This is a genomic window from Oerskovia sp. NPDC057915 (genome assembly GCF_042887685.1).
GTDB lineage: Bacteria > Actinomycetota > Actinomycetes > Actinomycetales > Cellulomonadaceae > Oerskovia.
Genome location: NZ_JBHVOS010000002.1, coordinates 142,177 through 164,080, shown reverse-complemented (window position 1 = coordinate 164,080; position 21,904 = coordinate 142,177). Strand labels below are relative to the sequence as shown.

General features: G+C 69.9%; 18 protein-coding genes. 13 read left to right on the top strand and 5 right to left on the bottom strand.

Annotated elements, in window-relative coordinates; translation table 11 throughout:
* Positions 1-77: 77 nt before the first annotated feature.
* Both ACFVQ3_RS02085 and ACFVQ3_RS02080 read left to right on the top strand, forming a co-directional pair.
* Positions 78-761 carry a response regulator transcription factor gene (locus ACFVQ3_RS02085; protein WP_030150069.1) on the top strand — a complete coding sequence of 228 codons (684 nt, stop codon included), beginning with the start codon at positions 78-80 and terminating at the stop codon, positions 759-761.
* Positions 762-792: 31 nt separating this feature from the next.
* A complete protein-coding gene (locus tag ACFVQ3_RS02080) occupies positions 793-2,145 on the top strand; it encodes an ATP-binding protein (protein WP_387634460.1) in 1,353 nt (450 codons plus the stop codon).
* Here the strand turns inward: ACFVQ3_RS02080 and ACFVQ3_RS02075 are convergent.
* Positions 2,142-2,777, bottom strand: coding sequence for a GtrA family protein (locus tag ACFVQ3_RS02075; protein WP_387634457.1), 636 nt, complete (start codon positions 2,775-2,777; stop codon positions 2,142-2,144). The genes ACFVQ3_RS02080 and ACFVQ3_RS02075 overlap by 4 nt on opposite strands.
* 101 nt (positions 2,778-2,878) lie before the next feature.
* Here ACFVQ3_RS02075 and ACFVQ3_RS02070 point away from each other — a divergent pair, with 101 nt between their 5' ends.
* On the top strand, positions 2,879-4,132 hold the full coding sequence (locus ACFVQ3_RS02070) for a 5-(carboxyamino)imidazole ribonucleotide synthase (protein ID WP_387634454.1): 1,254 nt from the start codon (positions 2,879-2,881) through the stop codon (positions 4,130-4,132).
* Between the two features lie 3 nt (positions 4,133-4,135).
* A complete protein-coding gene (gene purE / locus ACFVQ3_RS02065) occupies positions 4,136-4,678 on the top strand; it encodes a 5-(carboxyamino)imidazole ribonucleotide mutase (RefSeq protein WP_387634452.1) in 543 nt (180 codons plus the stop codon).
* A 94-nt stretch (positions 4,679-4,772) separates the two neighbouring features.
* Here the strand turns inward: purE and ACFVQ3_RS02060 are convergent, their stop codons facing one another.
* The 4 genes from ACFVQ3_RS02060 to ACFVQ3_RS02045 form a co-directional block, all read right to left on the bottom strand.
* On the bottom strand, positions 4,773-5,693 hold the full coding sequence (locus tag ACFVQ3_RS02060) for an LCP family protein (protein ID WP_387634449.1): 921 nt from the start codon (positions 5,691-5,693) through the stop codon (positions 4,773-4,775).
* Between the two features lie 1,073 nt (positions 5,694-6,766).
* On the bottom strand, positions 6,767-9,160 hold the full coding sequence (locus ACFVQ3_RS02055) for an LGFP repeat-containing protein (protein WP_387634447.1): 2,394 nt from the start codon (positions 9,158-9,160) through the stop codon (positions 6,767-6,769).
* Positions 9,157-9,684 (bottom strand): hypothetical protein, encoded by a 528-nt coding sequence (locus ACFVQ3_RS02050; protein ID WP_387634445.1) that lies wholly within the window; start codon positions 9,682-9,684, stop codon positions 9,157-9,159. Before ACFVQ3_RS02050 ends, ACFVQ3_RS02055 begins: the two co-directional genes overlap by 4 nt.
* A 198-nt stretch (positions 9,685-9,882) precedes the next feature.
* On the bottom strand, positions 9,883-10,329 hold the full coding sequence (locus tag ACFVQ3_RS02045; RefSeq protein ID WP_387634442.1) for a GtrA family protein: 447 nt from the start codon (positions 10,327-10,329) through the stop codon (positions 9,883-9,885).
* 201 nt (positions 10,330-10,530) lie between these two features.
* On the opposite strand from ACFVQ3_RS02045, the gene ACFVQ3_RS02040 reads away from it, so the two are divergent.
* The 9 genes from ACFVQ3_RS02040 (at position 10,531) to ACFVQ3_RS02000 (ending at position 21,875) form a co-directional block, all read left to right on the top strand.
* Positions 10,531-12,120, top strand: a complete 1,590-nt coding sequence (locus ACFVQ3_RS02040) for a DUF2142 domain-containing protein (protein ID WP_387634439.1) — start codon at positions 10,531-10,533, stop codon at positions 12,118-12,120.
* Positions 12,121-12,193: 73 nt separating this feature from the next.
* On the top strand, positions 12,194-14,092 hold the full coding sequence (locus tag ACFVQ3_RS02035; protein WP_387634436.1) for a rhamnan synthesis F family protein: 1,899 nt from the start codon (positions 12,194-12,196) through the stop codon (positions 14,090-14,092).
* Complete coding sequence (locus tag ACFVQ3_RS02030) at positions 14,089-15,360, top strand: acyltransferase family protein (RefSeq protein WP_387634434.1); 1,272 nt, start codon at positions 14,089-14,091, stop codon at positions 15,358-15,360. Before ACFVQ3_RS02035 ends, ACFVQ3_RS02030 begins: the two co-directional genes overlap by 4 nt.
* The gene (locus ACFVQ3_RS02025) at positions 15,357-16,565 is read left to right on the top strand and encodes a hypothetical protein (protein ID WP_387634432.1); all 1,209 of its coding nucleotides are present in this window, start codon (positions 15,357-15,359) and stop codon (positions 16,563-16,565) included. The genes ACFVQ3_RS02030 and ACFVQ3_RS02025 overlap by 4 nt, the downstream gene beginning before the upstream one ends.
* Before the next feature lie 57 nt (positions 16,566-16,622).
* Complete coding sequence (locus ACFVQ3_RS02020; protein WP_387634429.1) at positions 16,623-17,681, top strand: NAD-dependent epimerase/dehydratase family protein; 1,059 nt, start codon at positions 16,623-16,625, stop codon at positions 17,679-17,681.
* On the top strand, positions 17,662-18,549 hold the full coding sequence (locus ACFVQ3_RS02015; protein ID WP_387634426.1) for an ABC transporter permease: 888 nt from the start codon (positions 17,662-17,664) through the stop codon (positions 18,547-18,549). Before ACFVQ3_RS02020 ends, ACFVQ3_RS02015 begins: the two co-directional genes overlap by 20 nt.
* Positions 18,546-19,793: an ABC transporter ATP-binding protein gene (locus tag ACFVQ3_RS02010; RefSeq protein ID WP_387634424.1), complete on the top strand. Its 1,248-nt coding sequence runs from the start codon at positions 18,546-18,548 to the stop codon at positions 19,791-19,793. The genes ACFVQ3_RS02015 and ACFVQ3_RS02010 overlap by 4 nt, the downstream gene beginning before the upstream one ends.
* Positions 19,780-20,913: a glycosyltransferase family 4 protein gene (locus tag ACFVQ3_RS02005; RefSeq protein ID WP_387634421.1), complete on the top strand. Its 1,134-nt coding sequence runs from the start codon at positions 19,780-19,782 to the stop codon at positions 20,911-20,913. Before ACFVQ3_RS02010 ends, ACFVQ3_RS02005 begins: the two co-directional genes overlap by 14 nt.
* On the top strand, positions 20,910-21,875 hold the full coding sequence (locus tag ACFVQ3_RS02000) for a glycosyltransferase family 2 protein (RefSeq protein ID WP_387634420.1): 966 nt from the start codon (positions 20,910-20,912) through the stop codon (positions 21,873-21,875). Before ACFVQ3_RS02005 ends, ACFVQ3_RS02000 begins: the two co-directional genes overlap by 4 nt.
* Positions 21,876-21,904: the final 29 nt, after the last annotated feature.

Below are 21,904 nucleotides of genomic sequence, written 5' to 3'. Positions count from 1 at the left end.
CCATCAGGTGTGCCATGGGTGTCCCACAACGCCTGCCGGATAACGCCAAAGTTCTGCGAATGCCCTAGCATGATCGAATGACCCACGTACTGCTAGCGGAGGACGACCCGGCGATTGCCGAACCTTTGGCGCGTGCGCTGACGCGTGAGGGTTACAACGTGGTCGTGCAAGGAACTGGTCAAGGAGCGATCGACGCCGCGAACGGTGTCGACATCGTCGTGCTCGACCTGGGCCTCCCCGACATGGACGGCCTGGACGTCGCACGTGAGATCCGCAACAAGGGCCTGACGACGCCCGTCCTGGTGCTGACCGCACGCGCCGACGAGGTCGACCTCGTCGTCGGTCTCGACGCCGGCGCGGACGACTACGTGACCAAGCCCTTCCGCCTGGCCGAGCTCCTCGCCCGCGTGCGGGCTCTCCTGCGCCGCACCCACGGTGACACCACCGACGAGGAGGAGCTGGTCGCTCAGGACGTCCGTATCGACGTCGCCGCCCACCGCGCGTTCCAGGGCGACCGCGAGCTGCACCTGACGACCAAGGAGTTCGAGCTCCTGCGCGTGCTCATCGCGAGCGCGGGCTCCGTGGTCGTGCGTGACACCCTCATGCGGGACGTGTGGGGCTCGGAGCCCGTGGGCTCCACCAAGACGCTGGACATGCACGTGTCCTGGCTGCGTCGCAAGCTCGGCGACGACGCCAACTCGCCGCGCTACGTCTCGACGGTCCGTGGGCTCGGCTTCCGTTTCGAGACCGGCGAGGGCTGATCGGCCGACAGGCTGGGTGAAGGAGTAGGGCGTGCGTCGACGCGTGCTGCAGGCGACGGTCGCGGCCGTCGCCGTCGCCGTCCTGCTCCTGGGATTCCCCCTGGCCTTCCTGGGCGCGCAGTTCGTGCTCGCCAACGAGAAGGCCCAGCTCCAGGGGCGGGTCGACACGCTCGCCCGGAACATCGACGCCCGGCTCTCGCAGAACGAGCCGGTCCCGCAGTCGGTCCTGGACAACGCGTCCGACGGGCGCCCGGGCGAGCTGCCCGCCTACGTCTTCGTGAACCTGCCCGACGGCGAGCAGATGACCGCCGGCGAGCCCATCTCGGGACGGGTCAACGAGGCGGCGGACCGGACCGACCAGAACGCGACGGTGGCGCTGACCACGTCGTTCGCGGAGAGCTACTGGAACGCCGCGCAGATCGTCCTGCTGGTCGTGGCGGCCTCGGTGGTCGCCTTCGCCGCGGGCATCGCCATGGCCGTGTGGCAGGCCAACCGGCTGTCGGCACCGCTCGTCTACCTCGCGGCATCGGCCGAGCAGCTCGGGTCCGGCCAGGTCCGACCCCGCCTCGAGCTCTCCGGGGTCGAGGAGATCGACCTCGTGGCCGCCGAGCTCGCGCGCAGCTCGGACCGCCTCGCCGGTCGCCTGGCCGCCGAGCGTCAGTTCGCCTCCGACGCCTCGCACCAGCTCCGGACCCCGTTGACCGCGCTGAGCATGCGCCTCGAGGAGATCTCGATGGCCTCGGACGACCCGGCGATCCAGGAGGAGGCGCGCATCTCGCTCGAGCAGGTCGAGCGTCTCGTCACGGTCGTCGACGACCTGCTGACCCAGTCCCGTCGTGCGCAGGGCGGCACGACCGAGGCCGTGCGCCTCATCGAGGTCGTCCGCCAGCAGGAGGAGGAGTGGGTGCCGACGTTCGCCAAGGCGGGACGTCGGCTCGTGGTCGACGTCCCCGAGGGCTACCAGGTCCTGGCGACGCCCGGTGCGCTCGCCCAGGTGCTCGCCACGCTCATCGAGAACTCGCTCAAGCACGGGGCGGGCACCACGACCGTGCGCGCTCGTCCCAGCGGGACCAGCGGTGCCGTCGCGATCGAGGTCGGGGACGAGGGGGACGGCGTCTCGGACGAGATGGCCTCGCGCGTCTTCGAGCGCGGCGCGACCTCGGGCGCCGGGACGGGCCTCGGCCTCGCGCTCGCCCGCGACCTGGCAGCGGCCGACGGTGGGCGGCTCGAGCTGGCCCAGCGTCGCCCACCGATCTTCGCGCTCTTCCTCGCCGGCGTCCCCCGCACCCTCGACCCGCGGATCGTGCTCCCGACCGGGACCACCATCTCGGCGTCCGGCGTGCGCAGGCGGCGCAGGCGGCGCGGGCAGGACACCGAGGGCTAGTCCTTGTCGGGCACGTTGCCGACGAGGTCGTCGGCGAGGCTCCTGTCGGGCGCCGTGCCGACCGACCCGTTCCCGCCGTCCGCGCCCGTGACGTGCCCACCACCTGCCCGTGACGGGCCCGTGAACACGACCCGTCGGTAGGCGACGTAGCGGAACACGTTCGCCAGCGCGAGGCCGACCCCGTTCGCCGCGACGTTCTCCGCGAGCGGGGACGTCAGCCCGAGGACGTCGGTCGTGAACGCGAGCACGCCGAGCGAGATGGCCATGCCGGCGGCGTTGACCAGCAGGAAGGTCAGCAGCTCGCGGCCGTGGCGGCTCGTGCGGCGGTCGGAGAAGGTCCAGTAGCGGCTGCCGAGCCACGACACGACCGTCGCGACGCTCACGGCGATCGCCTTGGCCTCGAGCGGGCTCGCGCTCAGCGCGTCCCAGGGGCCGAAGCGCAGGAGGTTGAACAGGCCGAGGTCCACGAAGAACGCGACGGTCCCCACGAAGCTGAACCGGCCCAGCTCGGCCAGGCGCGCGACGACGCGCGTCCGACGCCGGGCAGCGTCGGACGTCGGGCGCGCGGCGGTCCCGGTGGGGACGGGCGCCCGGACGGGGGCGAGCGCGAGCTCGTCGACCTGGCTGGACATGGTCGGCAGGGTACGCCGTCGACCTGGGAAAGATTGCCAGGAGCAACCGCCGGGTGGGACGGGTCGGCCGAGGGCCGGTCGAGCGACTACCCTCGGTACACGTGTCAGCACCAGTGATCGCCGTTGTCGGAGGCGGGCAGCTCGCCCGCATGATGGCCCCTGCGGCCGGTGAGCTCGGGGTGCACCTGCGGGTGCTCGTCGAGGCTCCCGGCACGTCGGCGGCCCAGGTGGTGACCGACTCCCCGGTGGGAGCGGCCACCGACGAGGGCGCGATCCGCGACCTCATCGCACCGGCGGACGGCAGGGCCCCGGCCGACGTCCTCACGTTCGAGCACGAGCACGTCCCCAACGACCTGCTCACCGACCTCATCGAGCACGGCACCCCCGTGCGGCCCGCGCCGCACGCCCTGGTCCAGGCGCAGGACAAGATCGTGATGCGCCGACGGCTGACCGAGCTCGGCGCCCCGTGCCCGCGCTGGGCCCCGCTGCCCGTCGACCCCGAGCAGGGGCACGCGACGCTCGCCGGGTTCCTCGCCGAGGTCGGCGGCCAGGCCGTCGTCAAGACGTCGCGCGGCGGCTACGACGGCAAGGGCGTGCGCGTCGTGTCCTCCGCCGACGAGGCCGCCGACTGGCTCGCCGCTGCCGCAGCGGGCGGACCCCAGCTCCTCGTCGAGGAGAAGGTCCCGTTCACGCGCGAGCTCGCGGTCCTGGTCGCCCGGCGGCCGAGCGGCGAGGTCCGCACGTGGCCCGTGGTCGAGTCCGTCCAGCGCGACGGAGTGTGCTCCGAGGTGATCGCCCCGGCCCCCGACCTGACCACCGACGAGGCCGAGGAGGCGCGCCGGGTGGCCGTCGCGATCGCCGAGGGGCTCGACGTGACCGGCGTGCTCGCGGTCGAGATGTTCGAGGTCGCCGAAGGCCCTGACGACGCCGTCGGCTCGGCCGACGACCGCCCCGCCCGTCGCGTCCTGGTCAACGAGCTCGCCATGCGACCGCACAACTCCGGCCACTGGACCATCGACGGCTCGGTCACGAGCCAGTTCGAGCAGCACCTGCGTGCCGTCCTCGACCTGCCGCTCGGCGACACCTCGACCACGGCGCCGTGGACCGTCATGGCCAACGTGCTCGGGTCGAGCCTCCCGGCACTCACCGACGCGCTGCCCGACGTCCTGGGGACCTTCCCCGACGCGCGCGTCAACCTGTACGGCAAGGACGTGCGCCCCGGCCGCAAGCTCGCCCACGTGAACGTGAGCGGCCAGGACCTGGGCGAGGTCCGCCGTCGGGCACTGGGCGCCGCCGCGCTGCTGCGCGGAGAGACACTCCCCGAGAACCACGCCACCGACGAGACGAAGGCCTGAGACATGACCGAGAGCACGCCCATGGTGGGCATCGTGATGGGATCCGACTCCGACTGGCCCGTGATGCAGGAGGCCGCGGGCGCGCTGCGCGAGTTCGGCGTGGCCATCGAGATCGACGTCGTCTCGGCCCACCGCATGCCCACCGAGATGATCGACTACGGCCGCGAGGCCGCGGGCCGCGGGATCCGCGTCATCATCGCGGGTGCCGGGGGCGCGGCGCACCTGCCGGGCATGCTCGCGGCCGTCACGCCGCTGCCGGTCATCGGCGTCCCCGTGCCGCTGCGCTACCTCGACGGCATGGACTCGCTCCTGTCGATCGTGCAGATGCCCGCCGGCGTGCCCGTCGCGACCGTCTCGATCGGGGGAGCGCGCAACGCCGGCCTGCTCGCCGCACGCATCCTCGCCTCGGGCGTGGACGACGACGCCGCCCGCCTGCGTGAGCGGATGGTCGCGTTCCAGGAGGGGCTGAGCGAGCAGGCGCACGCCAAGGGGGCCGCGCTGCGCGCCTCGGTCGCCGGCGAGCGCCGCACGGGCTTCGGGGCGTAGCACCCCCGTCCACAGCAGTGCGAGAAGGGCCCGCGCCGGGAACGGTGCGGGCCCTTCTCGCTGCCGCCGGCGACGACCACGGCCGGCGACGACGCTACGACTGCGGCAGGCCACCCACGACGCCTGCGGGCAGGCTGCCGTCACGGATACCGGTCCAGAAGGCCGGGCTCAGGTCGGGGTCGAGCAGCACGGTCGACCCGACGCTGCCAGGACGGTAGTCCGGGTTGGAGATGGGTGGGGTGCCCGTGATGCCGTCGGGACCGTTGGCCGCACGGAACGCCAGAGTGAGCCTCCCGAGGTCGAGCACGCCGGTCTTCTCGTCGACCTCGAGCGCACCGATCCCGGCCCCCAGCAGCGAGACCTGGTCCCCGGGCCGCACGAGCAGGCTCGCGTCGACGGCCTTCTGGCTCACCGCGGCGATGACCTGCCGCTGACGCTCGCCACGGCCGATGTCGCCCTTGGGGTCCGAGTAGCGCATGCGGGCGAACGCCAGGGCGGTCGTGCCGTCGACCTCGTGGCACCCGGCGCTCCAGTAGAGCGCGCTGTTGGGGTCGTTGACGTCGTAGTCGAGGCACAGCTCGACGCCGCCGACAGCGTTGACGACGTTCGTCACCCCGCCCAGGCCGATCTCGACGAAGTGGTCCACGGTCAACCCGGTCAGGCCCTCGACCGTCTGGACGAGGAGCGGGGCGCCGCCCCACGAGTACGCGGCGTTGAGCTTCGCGGGTCCCTTGCCGGGAACCTCGACGAACGTGTCCCGCGGAAGGCTGATGAGGGCCGCGGGGCCGCTCTTCGGCTCGTGCAGGATCATGATGGTGTCCGTGCGGGCCCCCTCCGTGCCGTCCTCGGCGATGCCGTCGCCGCCACGAGCGTCCGACCCCGCCAGGAGGTACGTGGTGCCCGGGGTCCCCGCAGCGCCCGAGAGCGCGTCGACGTGCTGGATCTTGCCGTTCGCCCACACGAGGAGCCCGACGGGCCAGGCGACGAGCAGCACGAGCGCGAGGACTCCCACCATCGCGACGACGCGTCGTCTGCGTCGGCGCCCGCGTGGGGCACCGGTCGCGCCCCGCGGGGGGTTCAGGGGCGGACGGGCGCCCGGCGGTGAGCCGGCGGGGCGGGTCGACGGCCTCGCGCCCCGCGGGGCAGGGACGGCACCCGCCGGGCGCGCTGCCGAGGAGCGCGCGGAGGCTGCGGCCGGACGTCGCGCGGCCGCTCCGGCCTCCTGCTGCGCACCACGGACCGCCTGTACCGGGGACTGCGGACGGGCGGACCTGCCCTGCGCGGGGGGAACGGACGGCGGCGCCGCGCTCCGGGTCGACGCCGGCGCCCGGGGATCGGTGCCACGGGCGCGTCTGGTGTCCGAGGCGCCGACCGGGCGCGCCGGAGGAGCGGGAGGGGGTGTTCCTGGGCGCGCCGTGGCCGGGGCCGAGGTCCGCGACGACTGACGCTTGATCCGCGGTTCCGCGGAGAGAGGGATGTCGGGCGCCAGTGGCTCGACCGGTCGCCCTGTCGTGCGACCCGTGCCGTCGGAACCGACCGCGATCGCGTCGTTCGCGCTGGGCGGTCGGCCCGCGCGTCCCGTCTGGGGTGTGAAGCTCGGAGGCCTGGTCCGGTCGGTGGGGTCGTCGTGAGACATGGTGGGCTCAACCACCCACGCCAGCGACGACGCCGGGCAGGACGCACCGGCGAACCCGGTGAGCGTCCGGACGCGAGACGGACATGGGGACGATGATGCCACCCGTGCCTCGGGTGCTGCGGTAGGCGCGCCCGGACCGCCTGCCCGTCCGAGCACGTCGGCTCGTGGTCGCTCGCTCCTGCGGGACGACGAGCGGGGCCGCGCACACGGAGGCCTTTGCCGTCGAGCCGGGCGAGAGACAGCTACGAGAGGTCACGGGTCAAGAGCATAGGACCTGGTCCGGTCCGCGCGGAGACGCCCGGGAGGTCGCCGCGTGGAGGTCTCGTAGAGACCCCGGCCGGGTGGGACCGCCCGGCCGGGTGGGGGAGGGGAAGACGGACGGGCCTCACGCCGCGGGTGCGGCGTGAGGCCCGTCCGTGTGCCACCAGGATTCGGTGCGCGACGGTCGTGGGCTAGCCCGTGACCGTGACGTCTCCGCTGGGCGACACCGTGATGGTGCCGTTCTGGAACCGTTGGGACGTACCGGAGCCCGAGACGACGGCCGCGGCGACCGGGAAGCCGAGTCGGCCGCCAGGCCCGCCGTTCGCGGCGAACGCCACCTGGACCGCGGCCGGCACGGTCTGGATGCCCGTGGTCCCAGCGATGTAGATCGTGCCGCCCTGGAACGACTGGACGATCGCTCCTGCCTCCACGTGGGGGCTGTTGGTCGGGAACCCGAGGCTGCCCTCCGGCCCCCCGCGGTCACGGTAGATGTCGTGCATCCAGCCCGACGAGTAGTTGAACCCCGTGGATCCGGAGATGTACATCGTCCCGTTCGTGTACCGCTGGACGATCCCGCCGGCTACGCCGTTCTCCGGACCTGCGGGCCAGCCGATGGTCCCGGTCGGACCGCCGAGCGACTGGTAGTACATCTCGGCCAGACCGCCGGCCGGGTTGCTCTGGATGCCTCCCGACCCAGAGATGTACACAACGGCGCTCGTAAAGGCCTGGGTGATCCCGCCGCCCACGAAGCGGGTGCTGCCGGTCGGCAGACCGAGCGAGCCCTTGTAGCCGCCGCGCGAGGCGTACACGTCGCCCATCATGCCTCGCGAGACGAAACCGCCCACCGTGCCGTCCGTGTAGAGCACGCCCGACTGGAACGGCTGGAAGGTCACGGGGCTCGCCGACGTCGCAGGACCTGTGGGGAACCCGAGCGGGCCGGCCGGCCCGTCGTTCTTCGCGTACACGGTCTGGACCGGCGTCGGGACGAGCTGGATACCGGTGGAACCGGCGATGTAGATCGTCCCACCCTCGAAGGACTGGACGATCCCACCTGCCTGGACGCCCTGGCTCCCGGTGGGCACTCCCAACGAGCCCTTGGGCCCGCCGTTGGCCTGGTAGATGTCGTGCATCCACCCGGACACCGAGTGGAGCTCGTCGCCACGGCCTGCGACGACACCGTTCTGGAACGTCTGGACGATCGCTCCGTCCGTCGTGGTCTGCGCGCCCGTGGGGAAGCCGAGGGACCCGGACGGTCCACCCGCGGCGAGATAGGCGCGCTGGACCCCGGCACCGAGGGTGTGGATGCCGGCGCTGCCGGAGATCCAGACCGTCCCCCCCTGGAAGGACTGCGTGAGCCCGCCGGCGTTCACCGAGCCCAGGCTGGTCGGGAAGCCCAAGGCTCCCGCAGGACCGCCCTTGGACTGGTAGACGTCCAGCATCCAGCCCGAGGCATAGGCGAACCCCGTGCTGCCGGAGATGAAGACGGTGCCGTTCTGGAACGGCTGCGACAGCCCGCCTGCCGGGGACGAGTGGGCTCCCCTCGGGAAGCCGAGGACCCCCGGTGGCCCCCCCAGCGAGTCGTAGTACAGCTCGAGCAGCCCCGCCGGAACGAGGTGCACACCGTACGTGCCGGACATGTAGACCGAGCCGCCCTGGAAGCCCTGCCTGATCCCTCCGGCGGTGATGGAGGCCTGCGTCGTGACCTCTCCCGCAGCCGCCTTGTTCGCCGGATCCTGGTACCAGTTCCAGATGTACGGGGAGATGACGTTCCCCGACGAGCCGAACCAGTCACCGAAGTAGAGGAAGAAGTTCCGGTTCCCGTAGCTCGAGCACGAGTCGCCCGACCCGTAGCCCGCCGCGAGCGCCGCGGCGTTGGGGACGTACGGCGTGTAGTTGTAGAGCGCCGCGGTCGCCTGGTTCTGGATGTAGACCTGGGTCGTCCCGCACGCGGTGTTCGGGTGGTACAGGATCGTGTTCGTCCTCCCCGCGACGTACGAGTAGCTCGTGGGGCGGGCCTTGTAGATCTGGAACTGGCGAGCAGCGCGCTGCATCTGGATGAAGAAGCCCGAGTAGCTCGGGTCGCACCAGCCACCTGCGTTGTCCGGGCACCCGTAGCCGAGAGCACGTCGGAAGGTCGCGGCCGGCTTGCCCGCCGTCGAGGTGACCAGCCCCTGCTCCTTCTGGAGCGTGACCAGGAGCACCTGGGGGTTGATCCTGCAGGCGGAGGCCACCTTGGCGATGATCTGTGCGGCCGATTCCGAGGCAGCGCCCTGATAGGCCGCGCAGTAGCTGTCGCCGGGGATCGTGTTGGTCGACTCCCGGTAGCTCTTGAGGCACGTGTTCCCCGCTGCGGGCGTGCAACGAGCACCCTTCGCGTCGATGAACGACTGGATCTGGCTCTCGTTCATCGCCCCGGAGTCGTAGAACACGGCGTCCGAGACGATGAAACCAGGGTTGAAGTCGGAACCGGAGACCGCGGACGCCGGGCCCGCGGAGACGAGCGCCCCGGTGAGGAGCAGCACGAGCGAGGCGAGGGCCGCGACAAGTGCGCGCGGGCGTCGTGCACCCGAGACTCCGCGGATCACGGCACGTTGACGACGACGGGGTCGGAGGTGCCCCACGCGGTCGTCGACTCGTAGGAAAGGACGGCCGTCCACGCGCCGGACGAGAGGTCGCCCGGTCCGACCACCAGCTCACCGCACGACATCGTCTTCGGGCTCTCGAGCGCCTCGGACGTGACGGTCCGGGTCGTGCCCGCCTTCGTCAGCTCGAGGGTGCACGTCGCGGCGGCGTCGACGGTGTCGGCGTACCCGCGCACGATCACCCCGGTCGTCGCGTCCCAGGCCGAGTTGGAGATCAGGACGCCGACGCTCCCGACGACCGGCTTCTCCGACTCGACGGGCGCGGTCGGGGTGGGCGTCGTCGGATCGAGGTCTGGGGGGTCGGTGGCAGCATCGGTGGCCGTCTCCGTCGGGGGGATCTCGGTCGGGACGGTGCCCGTCGACTCCAACGCCCCGGGCGTGCCCTGGTCGTCGACCGCGCACCCGCCGACCGCGAGAGCGAGGACGAGGACGAGGGCGGCGCCTGTGAGTGATGTGTTGCTGGCCATGTTCAGGCCTCTCTGTCGGCGGTGTGCTCAGCGACGGCTCGCGACGCGCGGGGGAGGCGCAAGTCGACGGTCTTGCCGACGACCATGTGAGAACCCCGCGGAGAAGTGCGTTCGAGTGTCGCTTTCTGGCACGTTACGTGGTATCGAGCACGTCGCCTCGCAGGCACGCCGTAGGGCGAAACCGGCCGCGGCCCGTGCTCAGGCGAAGACCCACAAGCGATAGAGCACGTAGTTCCAGCACGTGCTCGCGGCCACGATTGCGGTCTTCGCGACCACTATCGGCACCCCCCAGGACGTCGTGAGGTGGAGGATCCCGAGGGTTGCGACGTAGTTGAACGCGAGAAGCACGCCGTACCGGCTCGTCTGGGTCAGGAGCGAGCTCTTGTCACGGTTCATGACGATCCGGTTGAGCGAGAAGTTGACCAGCACCCCGGCCCAGAAGCCGATCGAGGCCCCGAGCCACACGGCCCACCCGAGGACCGAGGTGCAGACCCACAGGAGGCCCGCGTCGACGACGAAGGACAGCCCGCCGACGATCAGGTACTTCGCCAGCGGGTGCCGCACGATGCGGGGGATCAATGCCCCGGAACCGGAAGAAGGAGGGAGCCCGGCCGCCGCTTCGTCACCCTGACGTTCGTCGGACATCTGGTCCACCTCTCGACTGCCGCTTCCTCGCCCAGGGATGACCGAGAAAGCCGGCTCGGACGTCGTCGGGCCGATCGACCCAGAATAGGGTGAACGCATGACGTCCTCTCGTCCTCACGACCTGCCGGACTTCCCGACGGGTCCCCGACGCCCGCGAGCCTGCTCCGGTCGGTGCGCCGGCATCCGCCGTGCGGTGGCCCTGTGACCCGGCGGACGGGCAGCGCGGCAGCGCTTCGTCTGCGATGGTGCGTCGTCGCCGTCTCGTTCTTCGCCATGTGCGCCCTGTGGGCGGTCGCGACACCGGCGATGTCCTCCCCGGACGAACCCAGCCATACGATCAAGGCCGTCGCCGTGGCGCGTGGACAGCTCTCGGGAACGGTCGGCCCCCGTCCCACTTCGTGGATGGTGCCCGGCGCGCTGACCATGGTCCACGTGCCCGCCGACTACGCCGTCGTCCCTGGGCTCAACTGCTACTCGACCCTCCCCGAGCAGCCGGCCTCCTGCATGCCGGGACTCCCCGACGACCACACCACGATCGTGGAGGCGAACACCGCAGCCGGGCACTACCCGCCGCTGTACTACGCGCTCGTCGGCTGGCCGAGCAGGCTGCTCCCCGCCGACCCGGGGATCCTTGCGATGCGCCTGGTGTCGGCCGCGGTGTCGTCCGCCTTCGTCGTCGCGGGGCTCGTCGCGCTCCGGGCTACGAGGGCGAGCAGGATCGTCCGCTGGGGAGCGGTCACCGCGCTCACGCCCATGGCGCTGTTCCTCTTCGCGACCATCAATCCCAACGGGCTGGAGATTTCGGCCGGCTTCGCGGCCTGGGCGTCGAGCTGGGCGCTCTTCCGAGCCAGAGGACGCCTTCCGCGCCACGTGCTCGCCATCGCCGCGGTGAGCTTCGCCGTCCTGGCCAACGTCCGAGGCCTCTCGCCTCTCTGGGCCCTGGTGATCGTCACGCTCACCCTTCTCGGGAGCGGGCGGACCAGGGCACTGTGGGGCGAACGCCGACGGCTCGTCCTCGGGGCGTTCGTGTACGTGGCCGTCGTGTCCGTCCCCTCGGTCCTGTGGTCCGTGCGGTACGGGACGCTGCTGACCGGGGAAGGGCTGTGGCCCGCCTACGAGGACAAGGTCCTGGCGGTCACCGACATGGTGCTCTCGCTGAGCAAGCAGTACCAGCAGATGATCGGGAACCTGGGGTGGTTCGACTCGCCCGTCCCGCTCCTGACGCTGCTCGTGTGGACCGTGTCGCTCGGGATGCTCGCCGCGCTCGCCCTCCAGCGGCGCGGGCAGGTGTCGGCCAAGGTGGCGTTGGGCGTGCTGTTCGTCGGTGTGGTCGTCGGCCCCATGCTCGTCCAGCTCCCGGGGGTGGCGGACGCCGGTCTGGTCTGGCAGGGGCGCTACACGCTGCCCATCGCGATCGGCCTCCCCCTGCTCGCGGCGTGGATCCTCGCCCCGGGGGCGGAGCGCGAGGATCCGACGGCGGCGCGCCTCGCGCGCGGGATGATCGTGACCCTCGGGTTCGCGGGCGCGCTGGCGTTCTACGGCGCTGCGAGACGGTACGCGGTGGGCGCTGGTGGGCCGTACGTGACGACGGAGCCCGCCTGGTCGTCGAACCTCGGCTTCATGCCGGCGGTCGTCCTCTACGTGATCGCCCTGGCGGTGTTCCTGGTCGCCCTGGACGGGGATCGCGGCTCTCGTGGTCCCGAGGACGGCGAGCCCGGCGACGGGACGGGCGCACCTCGGATCGGCGAGACCGCGCCTGCCGGCGACAGCCAGACCGGCGCCCGGTCGTAGTGTGGGGTTGGGGTAGCATCATGCAGTCCTCGGCGCGGCTCTGCCGAGCGAGTTCGCGATACGGAGGAATCGATTGAAGCGCGTTGCCATCTACCTGTTCTGGGCTGCTGACGGTCATGTGGACGACTACATCCCGTACTGCCTCGAGGACCTGGGGCGCAGCGTCGAGACGATCGTCTTCGTGTCCAACGGGCCGCTCGACGAGGAATCCCGTGCGCGCGTGGCGCCCCTCGTCGCGGAGATCGTCGAACGAGAGAACGTCGGGCTCGACGTCGGCGGGTACCAGGACGCGCTGGCGAGGTTCGGCGCGGACCGGCTCCGCGAGTACGACGAGCTCCTCCTGCTGAACTACACGTTCTTCGGGCCGGTCTACCCGTTCGCCGAGGTCTTCGAACGCTCCGAGAGCTGGAACGTCGACTTCTGGGGCCTCACGGACCACGGCCAGGTCACACCGCACCCGTTCGCCGCGAAGAAGACCATGCACGGCCACATCCAGTCCCACTGGATCGCGGTCCGTCGCTCGCTCTTCGACACCGACGTGTTCCGTGAGTACTGGGACACGATGCCGCCCATCGAGACCTACAACGACTCGGTAGACAACCACGAGGCGCGGTTCACGCACCACTTCGAAGAGCTCGGCTTCGGCAGCATGGTCGCGTTCCCCGAGCGGAACTACCCGACCCGCCACCCGGCGATCGACACGCCGGTCCTGCTGCTCAACGACCGCTGCCCGATCGTCAAGCGCAGGCTCTTCTTCCAGGACCCGCTCTACATGAACGACAACGCGGTCATCGGGCGGGACCTGATCGAGAAGCTGCGGACCACGGACTATCCTCTGCGGCTGGCCTGGCAGAACATCTCGCACTCGGCAGAGCCTCGGGTCGTGTCGACGAACATGACCCTGACGCACGTCCTGCCCGACGTAGCGACCGGCAGCGGGAGCGGCTCCGCGCTCTCCATGGCCGTCCTGGTGCACGTCTTCTACGAGTCGATGATCGACGAGCTCATGGACTCGATCGACCACGTCCCGGTCCCGTACGACCTCTACATCACGACGACGGACACGATCAAAAAGGAGTACATCGAGCGCCGACTGCTCGCCCGCGGGCGAGAGCAGTTCGACGTCCGGGTGCTCGAGTCGAACCGTGGCCGTGACATCACCGCGTTCCTGATCGGGCTGCGAGACGTCCTGCTGGACCCGAAGTACGACGTGATGCTCAAGCTGCACTCCAAGAAGTCTGCTCAGGACGGGTTCACGGTCGGCGAGTGGTTCAAGCGCCACCTGATGGAGAACCTGCTGAGCTCCCCGGGGTACGTCCAGAACCTCCTCGACCTGTTCGGCGACGACGAGTCCGTCGGCATGGTCTTCCCGCCCGTGGTGCAGATCGGCTACGCGACCCTGGGCAAGGCCTGGTACGCCAACAAGAAGCCGGCCATGGCCCTCGCCAAGAGGCTGGGTATCGACGTCGTGTTCGACGCGAACACCCCGCTCTCGCCGTACGGTTCGATGTTCTACTTCCGTCCGGCTGTGCTCCGACCGCTGCTTGACGCGCGGTTCACCTGGGCGGACTTCCCCCTGGAGGGGCAGTATGCCGACGGGTCGCTCGCCCATGTGGTCGAACGTCTCTTCAGCTACTCGGCCTTGTCGGAGAAGTACATGGTGCACACCGTCCTGAACACGACGAACGCCGCCATCAACTACAACTTCCTCGAGTACAAGCTCGGCGCGCTGAGCTCTCGTCTGCCCGGGACCGTCACGGCGCAGAACGAGCACCTGGAGTCGATCACCGGGCTCCCCAACGTGCTGGTCGCGATCAAGCGCTCGGTGGCTCTGCGCCACCCTCGTGTGGCGAGCATGCTTCGGCCGGCGTACCGGGGCGCGCGAGGGGTCCGACGGCTCCCCGGCAACCTGGCACGAGGGATCAAGGGCGGCCCCACCGCTGCGGCGAACCAGGACGAGGACCTCACGTGACCGCAGGTGTGTTCTCCGTCCCCCGCAAGCTGCGCCTGCAAGGGGGGCCGCTCTCGCTCGTCGAGGCGTTCGACCCGCGCGCGAACAGCATCGGTTTCCTTCGCTGGCTCATGGCCTTCCTGGTTATCTTCAGCCACGCCGGCCCGATCGCGGGCTTCTACGGCGGGCACGACCTCGGCGTCCAGATCAGCTCGGAGCAGTCGATCGGAGGCGTCGCGGTCGCAGGCTTCTTCTTCTTCAGCGGCTTCCTGATCGCGCGGTCGCGCATGGGGTCGTCGACGATCTGGCGCTACCTCTGGCGCCGTTGCTTGCGCATCTTCCCGGCGTTCTGGGCCACGCTGCTCCTGGTGGTGCTGGTCTTCGCCCCGATCGCCTGGTGGCACACGACGGGTTCGATCGCCGGCTACTGGGGCGTGAACTACGAGTCCCCGCTCACCTACTTCTTCAACAACATGTGGCTCGACCTGGGGCAGCGCAACATCGCGGGCATGGGTGCCGAGCTCCCCTACTCGCAGCTCCACGGCGGATACGACTGGAACGGCTCCGCCTGGACCCTGAGGTACGAGTTCCTGGCGTACATCGTCGTCGCCGTGCTCGGACTCTTCGGGGCGCTGGCGAACCGGATGATCGGCGGGATCTTCTGCGCGGTGGTCCTCGTGCTCAACGCGATGCAGTGGTCGGGCGCAGGCACCCTGTGGTCGGTCAACCCGATCTTCTCGGACCCCTTCCTCCTGATGTTCCTCGCCCCGTTCTGCTTCGGGGTCCTGTTCACGCTCTTCGGTGACCGCATCCCGGTCGACGACCGACTGGCGATCGGTGCGCTCGCGTTCGGAGCGCTGACCTACGCGTACGGCGGCTGGAACGTCATCGGCCAGTTCGGCTTCCTCTACTTCCTCATGTGGTTCGCGGTCCGCGGCCGGATCACGAACTGGGAGAAGCACGGTGACTTCAGCTACGGCATCTACATCACCGCCTGGCCCGTGATGACGCTGGGGGCCTTCTTCGGCCTCCAGGACTACGGCTGGATGGTCTACCACGTCGTGGTGATCGTGGCGACCCACGTCCTGGCGTACCTGTCCTGGCATCTCATCGAGAGCCCGGCCATGAGCCTCAAGAACTGGACACCACGTCTGCTGGAGCGTGGGCTGAATTTCATGCGGCCGGCCACCACGTTCCTGCGTGAGGAGCTCGTGAATCCCGACTTCTCCTCCACGCCGTACGCCAGTCGCCTGCGCAAGCAGCGGCAGTCAGCAGAAGGACAGTCATGAGCGACACTCAGCAGGGCGCGGGGGAGACCGCGTCCGCACCGAACCCGTCGCCCGCTGGGCAGCCAGGTGTGCGACCTCGCACGCCGCTCCTGCCTCGCCGTTCCTACATCCCGCTCACGGCCCTGGTCGTCCTCTCCGCGGTCATGGCCGGTATCGGTCTCGCGTCGACGAGAGGTTGGCTCGACGCCGACGCAGCCGTGGAGGCGAGCACGCCGGACTCGTGCCGGTCCGACCTCGCTCCCGGTGACCCGACGATCTGGACGGGCCCCAGGACCCCCGAGTCCGAAGCGGTCTTCGCGGAGAACACCACGGATCTCCCGTACCCCGGGATCCCGGGGCGTGACGGGTTCGTGTTCTGGTCGGACATCCAGGCCAACAACTTCTCCGACATGCTAGGTCGGGCCCCTTGGCTCGACGAGCAGCGAGACCAGTGGCGCGACTACTTCGACGACCTTCGCGCGGGACTGGCACGCGAGGGCAGGGACCTGATCGTCGTCGTCGCACCGTCGTCGGGCACCGTCTACCCGCAGATGCTGCCCGACTGGGCGCAGCCCTTGCGTGGACTGACCCACTTCGACCAGCTGCTCGCGGTCTCCGGTGACCTCCCGATCGTGGACGTCCGCGGCGACCTGCGCGACGCGTCCGAGGACGAGTGGGTCTACAGCGCTGTCAACAGCCACTGGACCCCCTACGGTGCGTCGGTGGCCTGGGAGTCGATCGGCGAGTGCCTCCAGGACCTCTACCCGGACTCCGGGTACGACGGTCTCGCGGAGGCCGAGGTCGCCTCCATCGAGACCCAGGCTGCGCCGAACGAGTTCGCCGAGTGGGGCGTCGAGGCGCCGCGCGACGACTGGACCGTTCCCACGCTCGATCCCGGCCCCGTGACCACCACGCGTGTCGCGACCGACGGTACGAAGTCGGAGCTCGCGTGGCCTGGCGGCGTCGACCTGCTCGAGCTTCCCGTGACGACCACGGGTGGCGAGATGGCCAAGAAGGCGCTCGTCGTGGGCGACTCGCAGGGGACTGCGCTGTCAGCGTTCTGGGCCGGTTCCTTCGAGTCGACCTTCCAGATCCGCCATTTCCTGGACGACCCGAGCCAGCGTGCCAACGTCCTGCACGCGGCCCGGACGTCCGACGCCGATCTGGTGGTCTTCGAGCTGACCGAGAGATATCTGAGCCTGCAGCCACCCACGATCCTCAACTGACGTGGGGAGGGTGCCCTGGATGGGCGTGCGCCGGATGTGTGGAGGGAGTACGGATCGATGACCACGTGCGTGGTGACCGGGGGAGCCGGGTTCATCGGCTGCGCCGTCTCGGCGTCGCTCGCAGAACGGTTCGACCGGGTGGTCGCGATGGACAACCTCCATCCGCAGGTCCACGCCGACCAGGCCCGCCCCTCGGGGCTGGACCCGCGGGTCGAGCTGCTGCGAGGCGACGTCACCGTGGCCTCCGACTGGGACCGTCTGCTGGACGACGTCACCCCTGACGTGATCGTCCACCTGGCTGCCGAGACGGGCACTGCACAGTCCCTGACGGAGGCGAGTCGTCACGGACTGGTCAACGTCGTCGGCACGACGCGGATGCTCGACGCGCTCGCGACCCGTGACGTGCGCCCGCGCTCGATCCTGCTGACCTCGTCCCGTGCCGTGTACGGGGAGGGGGCCTGGCGGGACCGGGAGACCGGCGCCATCACCTATCCAGGACAGCGTTCGCACGCGATGCTGGCCGCCGGCCAGTGGGAGTTCCCCGGCCTCGAACCAGTCCCGCACAGCTCCCGTGCGGTGCGACCGGCGCCGTCGAGCATCTACGGCTCGACTAAACTGTGCCAGGAGAACCTCGTCTCGGCGTGGTGCCAGTCGATGGGCGTCGCCTCGGTGCTGTACCGGCTCCAGAACGTCTATGGACCGGGCCAGTCGTTGACCAACCCGTACACGGGCATCGTGCCGCTCTTCGCACGGATCGCCAAGGCGAGGCAGTCCATCCCCGTGTACGAGGACGGCGAGATCATCCGGGACTTCGTCTTCATCGACGACGTCGCCTCGGCGATCGTCGCCGGCACCGGTCTGGGCCTCTCCACCGCGAACCCGTTCGACATCGGCTCCGGTGGCGGGACGACGATCCTGCAGCTCGCGACATGGATCGCCGACCGCTACGGAGCGCCGGCTCCGCACGTGACCGGTGCGTTCCGGGACGGGGACGTGAGATCAGGCGTGGCAGACATTGAAGCGGCGCAGGCCGCCCTGGCATGGCGCCCCGCCGTGCCGGTTGAACACGGGATTGGCCTACTGTGCGATTGGATCGATGGCAGTGAGCAGTACTGAGAGAACGGCGTCCGAACCTACGGGGAGTGAGGAGCTCAGGCACACGATCGGCCTGATCTGGAATCTCGCCAGGAGACAGCTGGGCTCGCAGTACAAGCGCACCGCGCTCGGTCGTCTGTGGTCCTTGCTCAACCCGCTGGCCTCGATCGCGATCTACTCGCTCGTGTTCGGGCTGGTGATGCGCGGCGGGGTCGCACCGGGGACGAACTCGGGGATCAACTCCTTCGCGGTGTGGATCGCCATCGGCGTGATCGCCTGGGGGTACCTCTCCGGGTCGATCATGTCGGGGATGAACTCGTTGACCTCCAACACGGCGTTGCTGACGAAGGTCTACTTCCCGCGCTGGGTCCTGCTCGTCGCGGAGATGGTGGCGAACACGATCAACCATCTGCCCGAGATCGGGATCCTGATCGTCCTCGTGCTGTTCGTCGGCGGACCGGGAGTGCTCCCGCTGGTCCCGCTGCTTCTCGGCGTCGTCCTGCTCACCGGGTTGTTCGCCACCGGAGTCGGCTTGACGCTCTCTCTCGGCATGGTCTACTTCAGGGACCTGTCGTACCTGTGGGGGATCTTCAACCAGATCTGGCTCTACATCTCGGGCATCGTCTTCCCGCTCACCCTCCTGGTCAAGGTCCAGAACGATCTCTACGAGAAGGGGTGGGAGTTCAACGGGGAGCCGATCCCGCTCGCACAGATCGCACGACTCAATCCGGCGCAGCTCTACGTCGAGGCATACCGGAGCATCTTGTACGACTTTTCTGCACCGTCGCTCGGAGTGTGGCTCGGCTGCCTCGCGTGGGCGGTTCTCGCGCTCTTCGTCGGGATCCTGGTGTTCCGCAAGCACAGCGCACGGATCGTGGAGGCACTGTGAGCAACTCAGCCATCTCCGTCACCGACGTCTCCAAGACGTTCCGGATGTACACGAACAGGAGCCAGTCGCTCAAGTCGTTGTTCGTCGACCGCAACCGGACCAAGTACGAGGACTTCTGGGCGCTGCGGGACGTCAACCTGGAGATTCCCGAGGGCAAGACGTTCGGCCTGCTGGGGAACAACGGGTCGGGCAAGTCCACGCTCCTCAAGTGCATCGCGAAGATCCTGACGCCCAACCAGGGCAGCATCGTCAGCCGTGGCCGGATGGCCGCCATGCTCGAGGTGGGGTCCGGGTTCCACCCGGAGCTGACCGGGCGCGAGAACGTCTACCTCAACGGTTCGATCCTCGGGATGAACCGTCAGGAGGTCGACCGGAAGTTCGGTGACATCGTCGACTTCGCGGGCATCGGAGACTTCATCGACCAGCCGGTCAAGAACTACTCCTCGGGAATGTACGTGCGGCTCGGGTTCGCCGTGTCCATCCACGTCGAGCCCGAGATCCTGCTCGTCGACGAGATCCTCGCCGTCGGCGACGCGGAGTTCCAGGAACGTTGCATGAGCAAGTTCGCGGACTTCCGCCGCGAGGGACGCACGGTGGTCGTGGTCAGCCACGGGCTGGAGCAGATGCGCAACTTCTGCGACGAGGCAGCGTGGCTCTCGCACGGCCAGCTCATGGGTACCGGACCGGTCAACGAGGTCATCGAGAACTACTCGGAGGCTTCCCACCTGGCCAAGCCGGTCGAGGGCGGCGGGATGCGGATCGGGTCCGGCGAGGCGAAGATCACCCGGATGGAGTGGCTCCACCCGGACGGCCGGGACGCGCACATCTGCCGTACGGGCGACGAGATCCGGATCCGGCTCCACTACTCGGCGTCCGAGGCGATCGAGCGTCCGGTCTTCGGTGTCTCCGTGCAGACGCTCGACGACAGGCTCATCTGGGGTCACCACGCCCAGGACTCCGACTACGTCCCCGAGAGCATCGAGGCAGGTGAGGGATCGATCGACGTCGTGATCCCCAGCCTTCCGCTGCGTCCCGACACCTACACGCTCTCGGCGTCCATCCAGGCTCCTGGGACGGCGAAGCTGGTCGACGGGCTCCTCCGAGGGGTCACCTTCACGGTCGTGCCGACCGGGCGGACGGAGTCGGGTGGCTACGTCGTGTTCGGATCGCACTTCGAGAAGCTCACGCCCGCACGACCCATGGTCACGTCGCCCAGGGACGACGTCGTCGATGCCGCGAGCTGACGTGCCGCGAGCGGACGTGCCGCGTGTCGCCCTGGTCGTCGAGCAGCTCTGGCAGCCGGTGCCCGGCGGTTCGGGCACGTACGTCCGCGAGCTCGCCAACGGCCTGGCCGCGGCAGGAGCGGTAGACCCTCTCTGCGTCCGTGCGCGCGGCGCGGTCGGGGACCGCCGAGGACTGGCCCCAGGTGTGCCGGTCAGCATGTCACGGCTGCCGCGTCGGGCGCTCTACGAGTCCTGGCGGCGCCTGCGGGCACCACGGGTTCCGGGTTGGCGCACCTCCGACGTCGTCCACGCCACGACGTGGGCGATTCCACCGGCGTCGGCACCGCTCGTGGTGACGGTGCACGATCTCGCCTTCCTCCGTGAGCCCGAGCATTTCACGAAGCATGGCGCGGCCTACTTCCGGGACGCGCTCGCACTCACCCGCGACGAGGCGGCGCTGGTGATCGTGCCGTCCGAGGCGACGGCCGAGGACTGCACGGCAGCCGGGATCGAGCGGAGCCGGGTCCGTGTGATCCCTCACGGCGTCACCTCTGTGCCGGTCTCGGCCGAGGACGTGGCCGACTTCCGACGGCGCCACGAGCTGGACCGACCTTACGTGCTGTGGGTCGGCACCCTGGAACCGCGCAAGAACCTGCCTGCCCTGCTCCACGCCTATGCAGAGCTCCGCTCGGCGGGAGCCGACCTGGATCTGGTGCTGGTCGGACCCACGGGCTGGGGGTCCACCGCCGACGACGTGCGCAAGGCCGTCGACGCGATGGGAACCGATCGTGTGCGCCAGCTCGGAAGGGTCGACCAGGCCGACCTCCACGCCGCCTACGCCGGTGCGCAGGCCTTCTGCTTCCCGTCCGTGTGGGAGGGATTCGGTCTGCCGGTGCTGGAGGCGCAGGCTCACGGAACTCCCGTCGTGACGTCCCGGGGAACCTCGATGGAGGAGATCTGCGGCACGAGCGCCCTGGCGGTCGACCCCGAGGACGTCCACGCCCTGGCTGAGGCGCTCTCGCTCGCGACCGGAGCGCGGCACGAGGAGCTGTCCGCGGCGGGCCGGGACAACAGCGCTCGCTTCACGTGGGAGTCCGCAGTGGCAGCCACGGCCGGCGTCTACCAGGAGGTGCTCTCGTGACGGTTCCTCTGGTGCGGGCCGTGGTGGTCAACTGGAACGGGGAGGATCTTCTGGCGGCCTGCCTCGGGTCGCTCGTGAGGCAGGACCTTCCTCCAGGGGCGCTGGAGATCGTCGTCGTCGACAACGACTCCCACGACGGCTCGGTCGCCCTCGTCCGTCAGGACTTTCCGGCCGTGAGGGTCGTGCAGAACTCGACCAACCGAGGGTTCGCCGGAGGGGTGAACGCGGGGCTCGACGATCTCGACGCCCCCTACGTGGCCCTGCTCAACAACGACGCCCGGTTCGATCCCGAGGCCCTCCGGCGGATGATCGACGTGCTCGAGGCGCCGGGCAACGAGGACGTCGGGGCGGTCACCGCCTTGATCGTGCTGGAGGATCCGGCCCCGGACGGCACGAGGCTGGTCAACTCGACGGGGAACGTCGTCTCACGCACAGGTTCCGCGACGGACCGCGACTGGCTCACGCCGCTCGACCGCCTCGACGCCCCGCCCGACGTCTTCGGGTTCTGTGGTGGCGCTGTGGTCCTGCGGTCGGCCGCGCTCGCGCAGGTGGGGCACTTCGACGAGTCGCTCTTCCTCTACTACGAGGACACTGACCTGTCCTGGCGCCTTCGTGCGGGAGGGTGGCGGATCCTGTTCGAGCGGGATGCCGTCGCTTGGCACCGGCACGCCCAGAGCTCCGACTCGGCGAGCGGGCTGTTCCGCTTCTACAACAACCGCAACGCGCTCCTCGTGCTCGCGCGATACGCACCGTTGTCGGTCGTGGTGCGAGCCTTCGGGCGGCAGGTGCTCGCGCCGGTGCGGCACGTGCTGCGCCGCGACGAGCGGCCCGAGCTGTTGCGGGCACGGCTCCGTGCCCTGGTGCAGGCCGGCCTGCGCCTTCCGGGCGAGCGACGCGCTTCCCGCGCTGCTCGACGGCGACTTGACGCCCTGGGGGGGCTGGCCGCGCCCTTCTCGGACTAGGGGCGGCCAGCTGCCTCCTCGGGTGACGG

Excerpts from the sequence above, each read along its gene's own strand:
- ACFVQ3_RS02085 (WP_030150069.1), top strand. The coding sequence starts at position 78 with ATGACCCACGTACTGCTAGCGGAGGACGACCCGGCGATTGCCGAACCT.
- ACFVQ3_RS02075 (WP_387634457.1), bottom strand. The coding sequence starts at position 2,777 with ATGTCCAGCCAGGTCGACGAGCTCGCGCTCGCCCCCGTCCGGGCGCCC.
- purE (WP_387634452.1), top strand. The coding sequence starts at position 4,136 with ATGACCGAGAGCACGCCCATGGTGGGCATCGTGATGGGATCCGACTCC.
- ACFVQ3_RS02060 (WP_387634449.1), bottom strand. The coding sequence starts at position 5,693 with ATGGTGGGAGTCCTCGCGCTCGTGCTGCTCGTCGCCTGGCCCGTCGGG.
- ACFVQ3_RS02050 (WP_387634445.1), bottom strand. The coding sequence starts at position 9,684 with ATGGCCAGCAACACATCACTCACAGGCGCCGCCCTCGTCCTCGTCCTC.
- ACFVQ3_RS02045 (WP_387634442.1), bottom strand. The coding sequence starts at position 10,329 with ATGTCCGACGAACGTCAGGGTGACGAAGCGGCGGCCGGGCTCCCTCCT.
- ACFVQ3_RS02025 (WP_387634432.1), top strand. The coding sequence starts at position 15,357 with ATGAGCGACACTCAGCAGGGCGCGGGGGAGACCGCGTCCGCACCGAAC.
- ACFVQ3_RS02020 (WP_387634429.1), top strand. The coding sequence starts at position 16,623 with ATGACCACGTGCGTGGTGACCGGGGGAGCCGGGTTCATCGGCTGCGCC.
- ACFVQ3_RS02015 (WP_387634426.1), top strand. The coding sequence starts at position 17,662 with ATGGCAGTGAGCAGTACTGAGAGAACGGCGTCCGAACCTACGGGGAGT.
- ACFVQ3_RS02005 (WP_387634421.1), top strand. The coding sequence starts at position 19,780 with ATGCCGCGAGCTGACGTGCCGCGAGCGGACGTGCCGCGTGTCGCCCTG.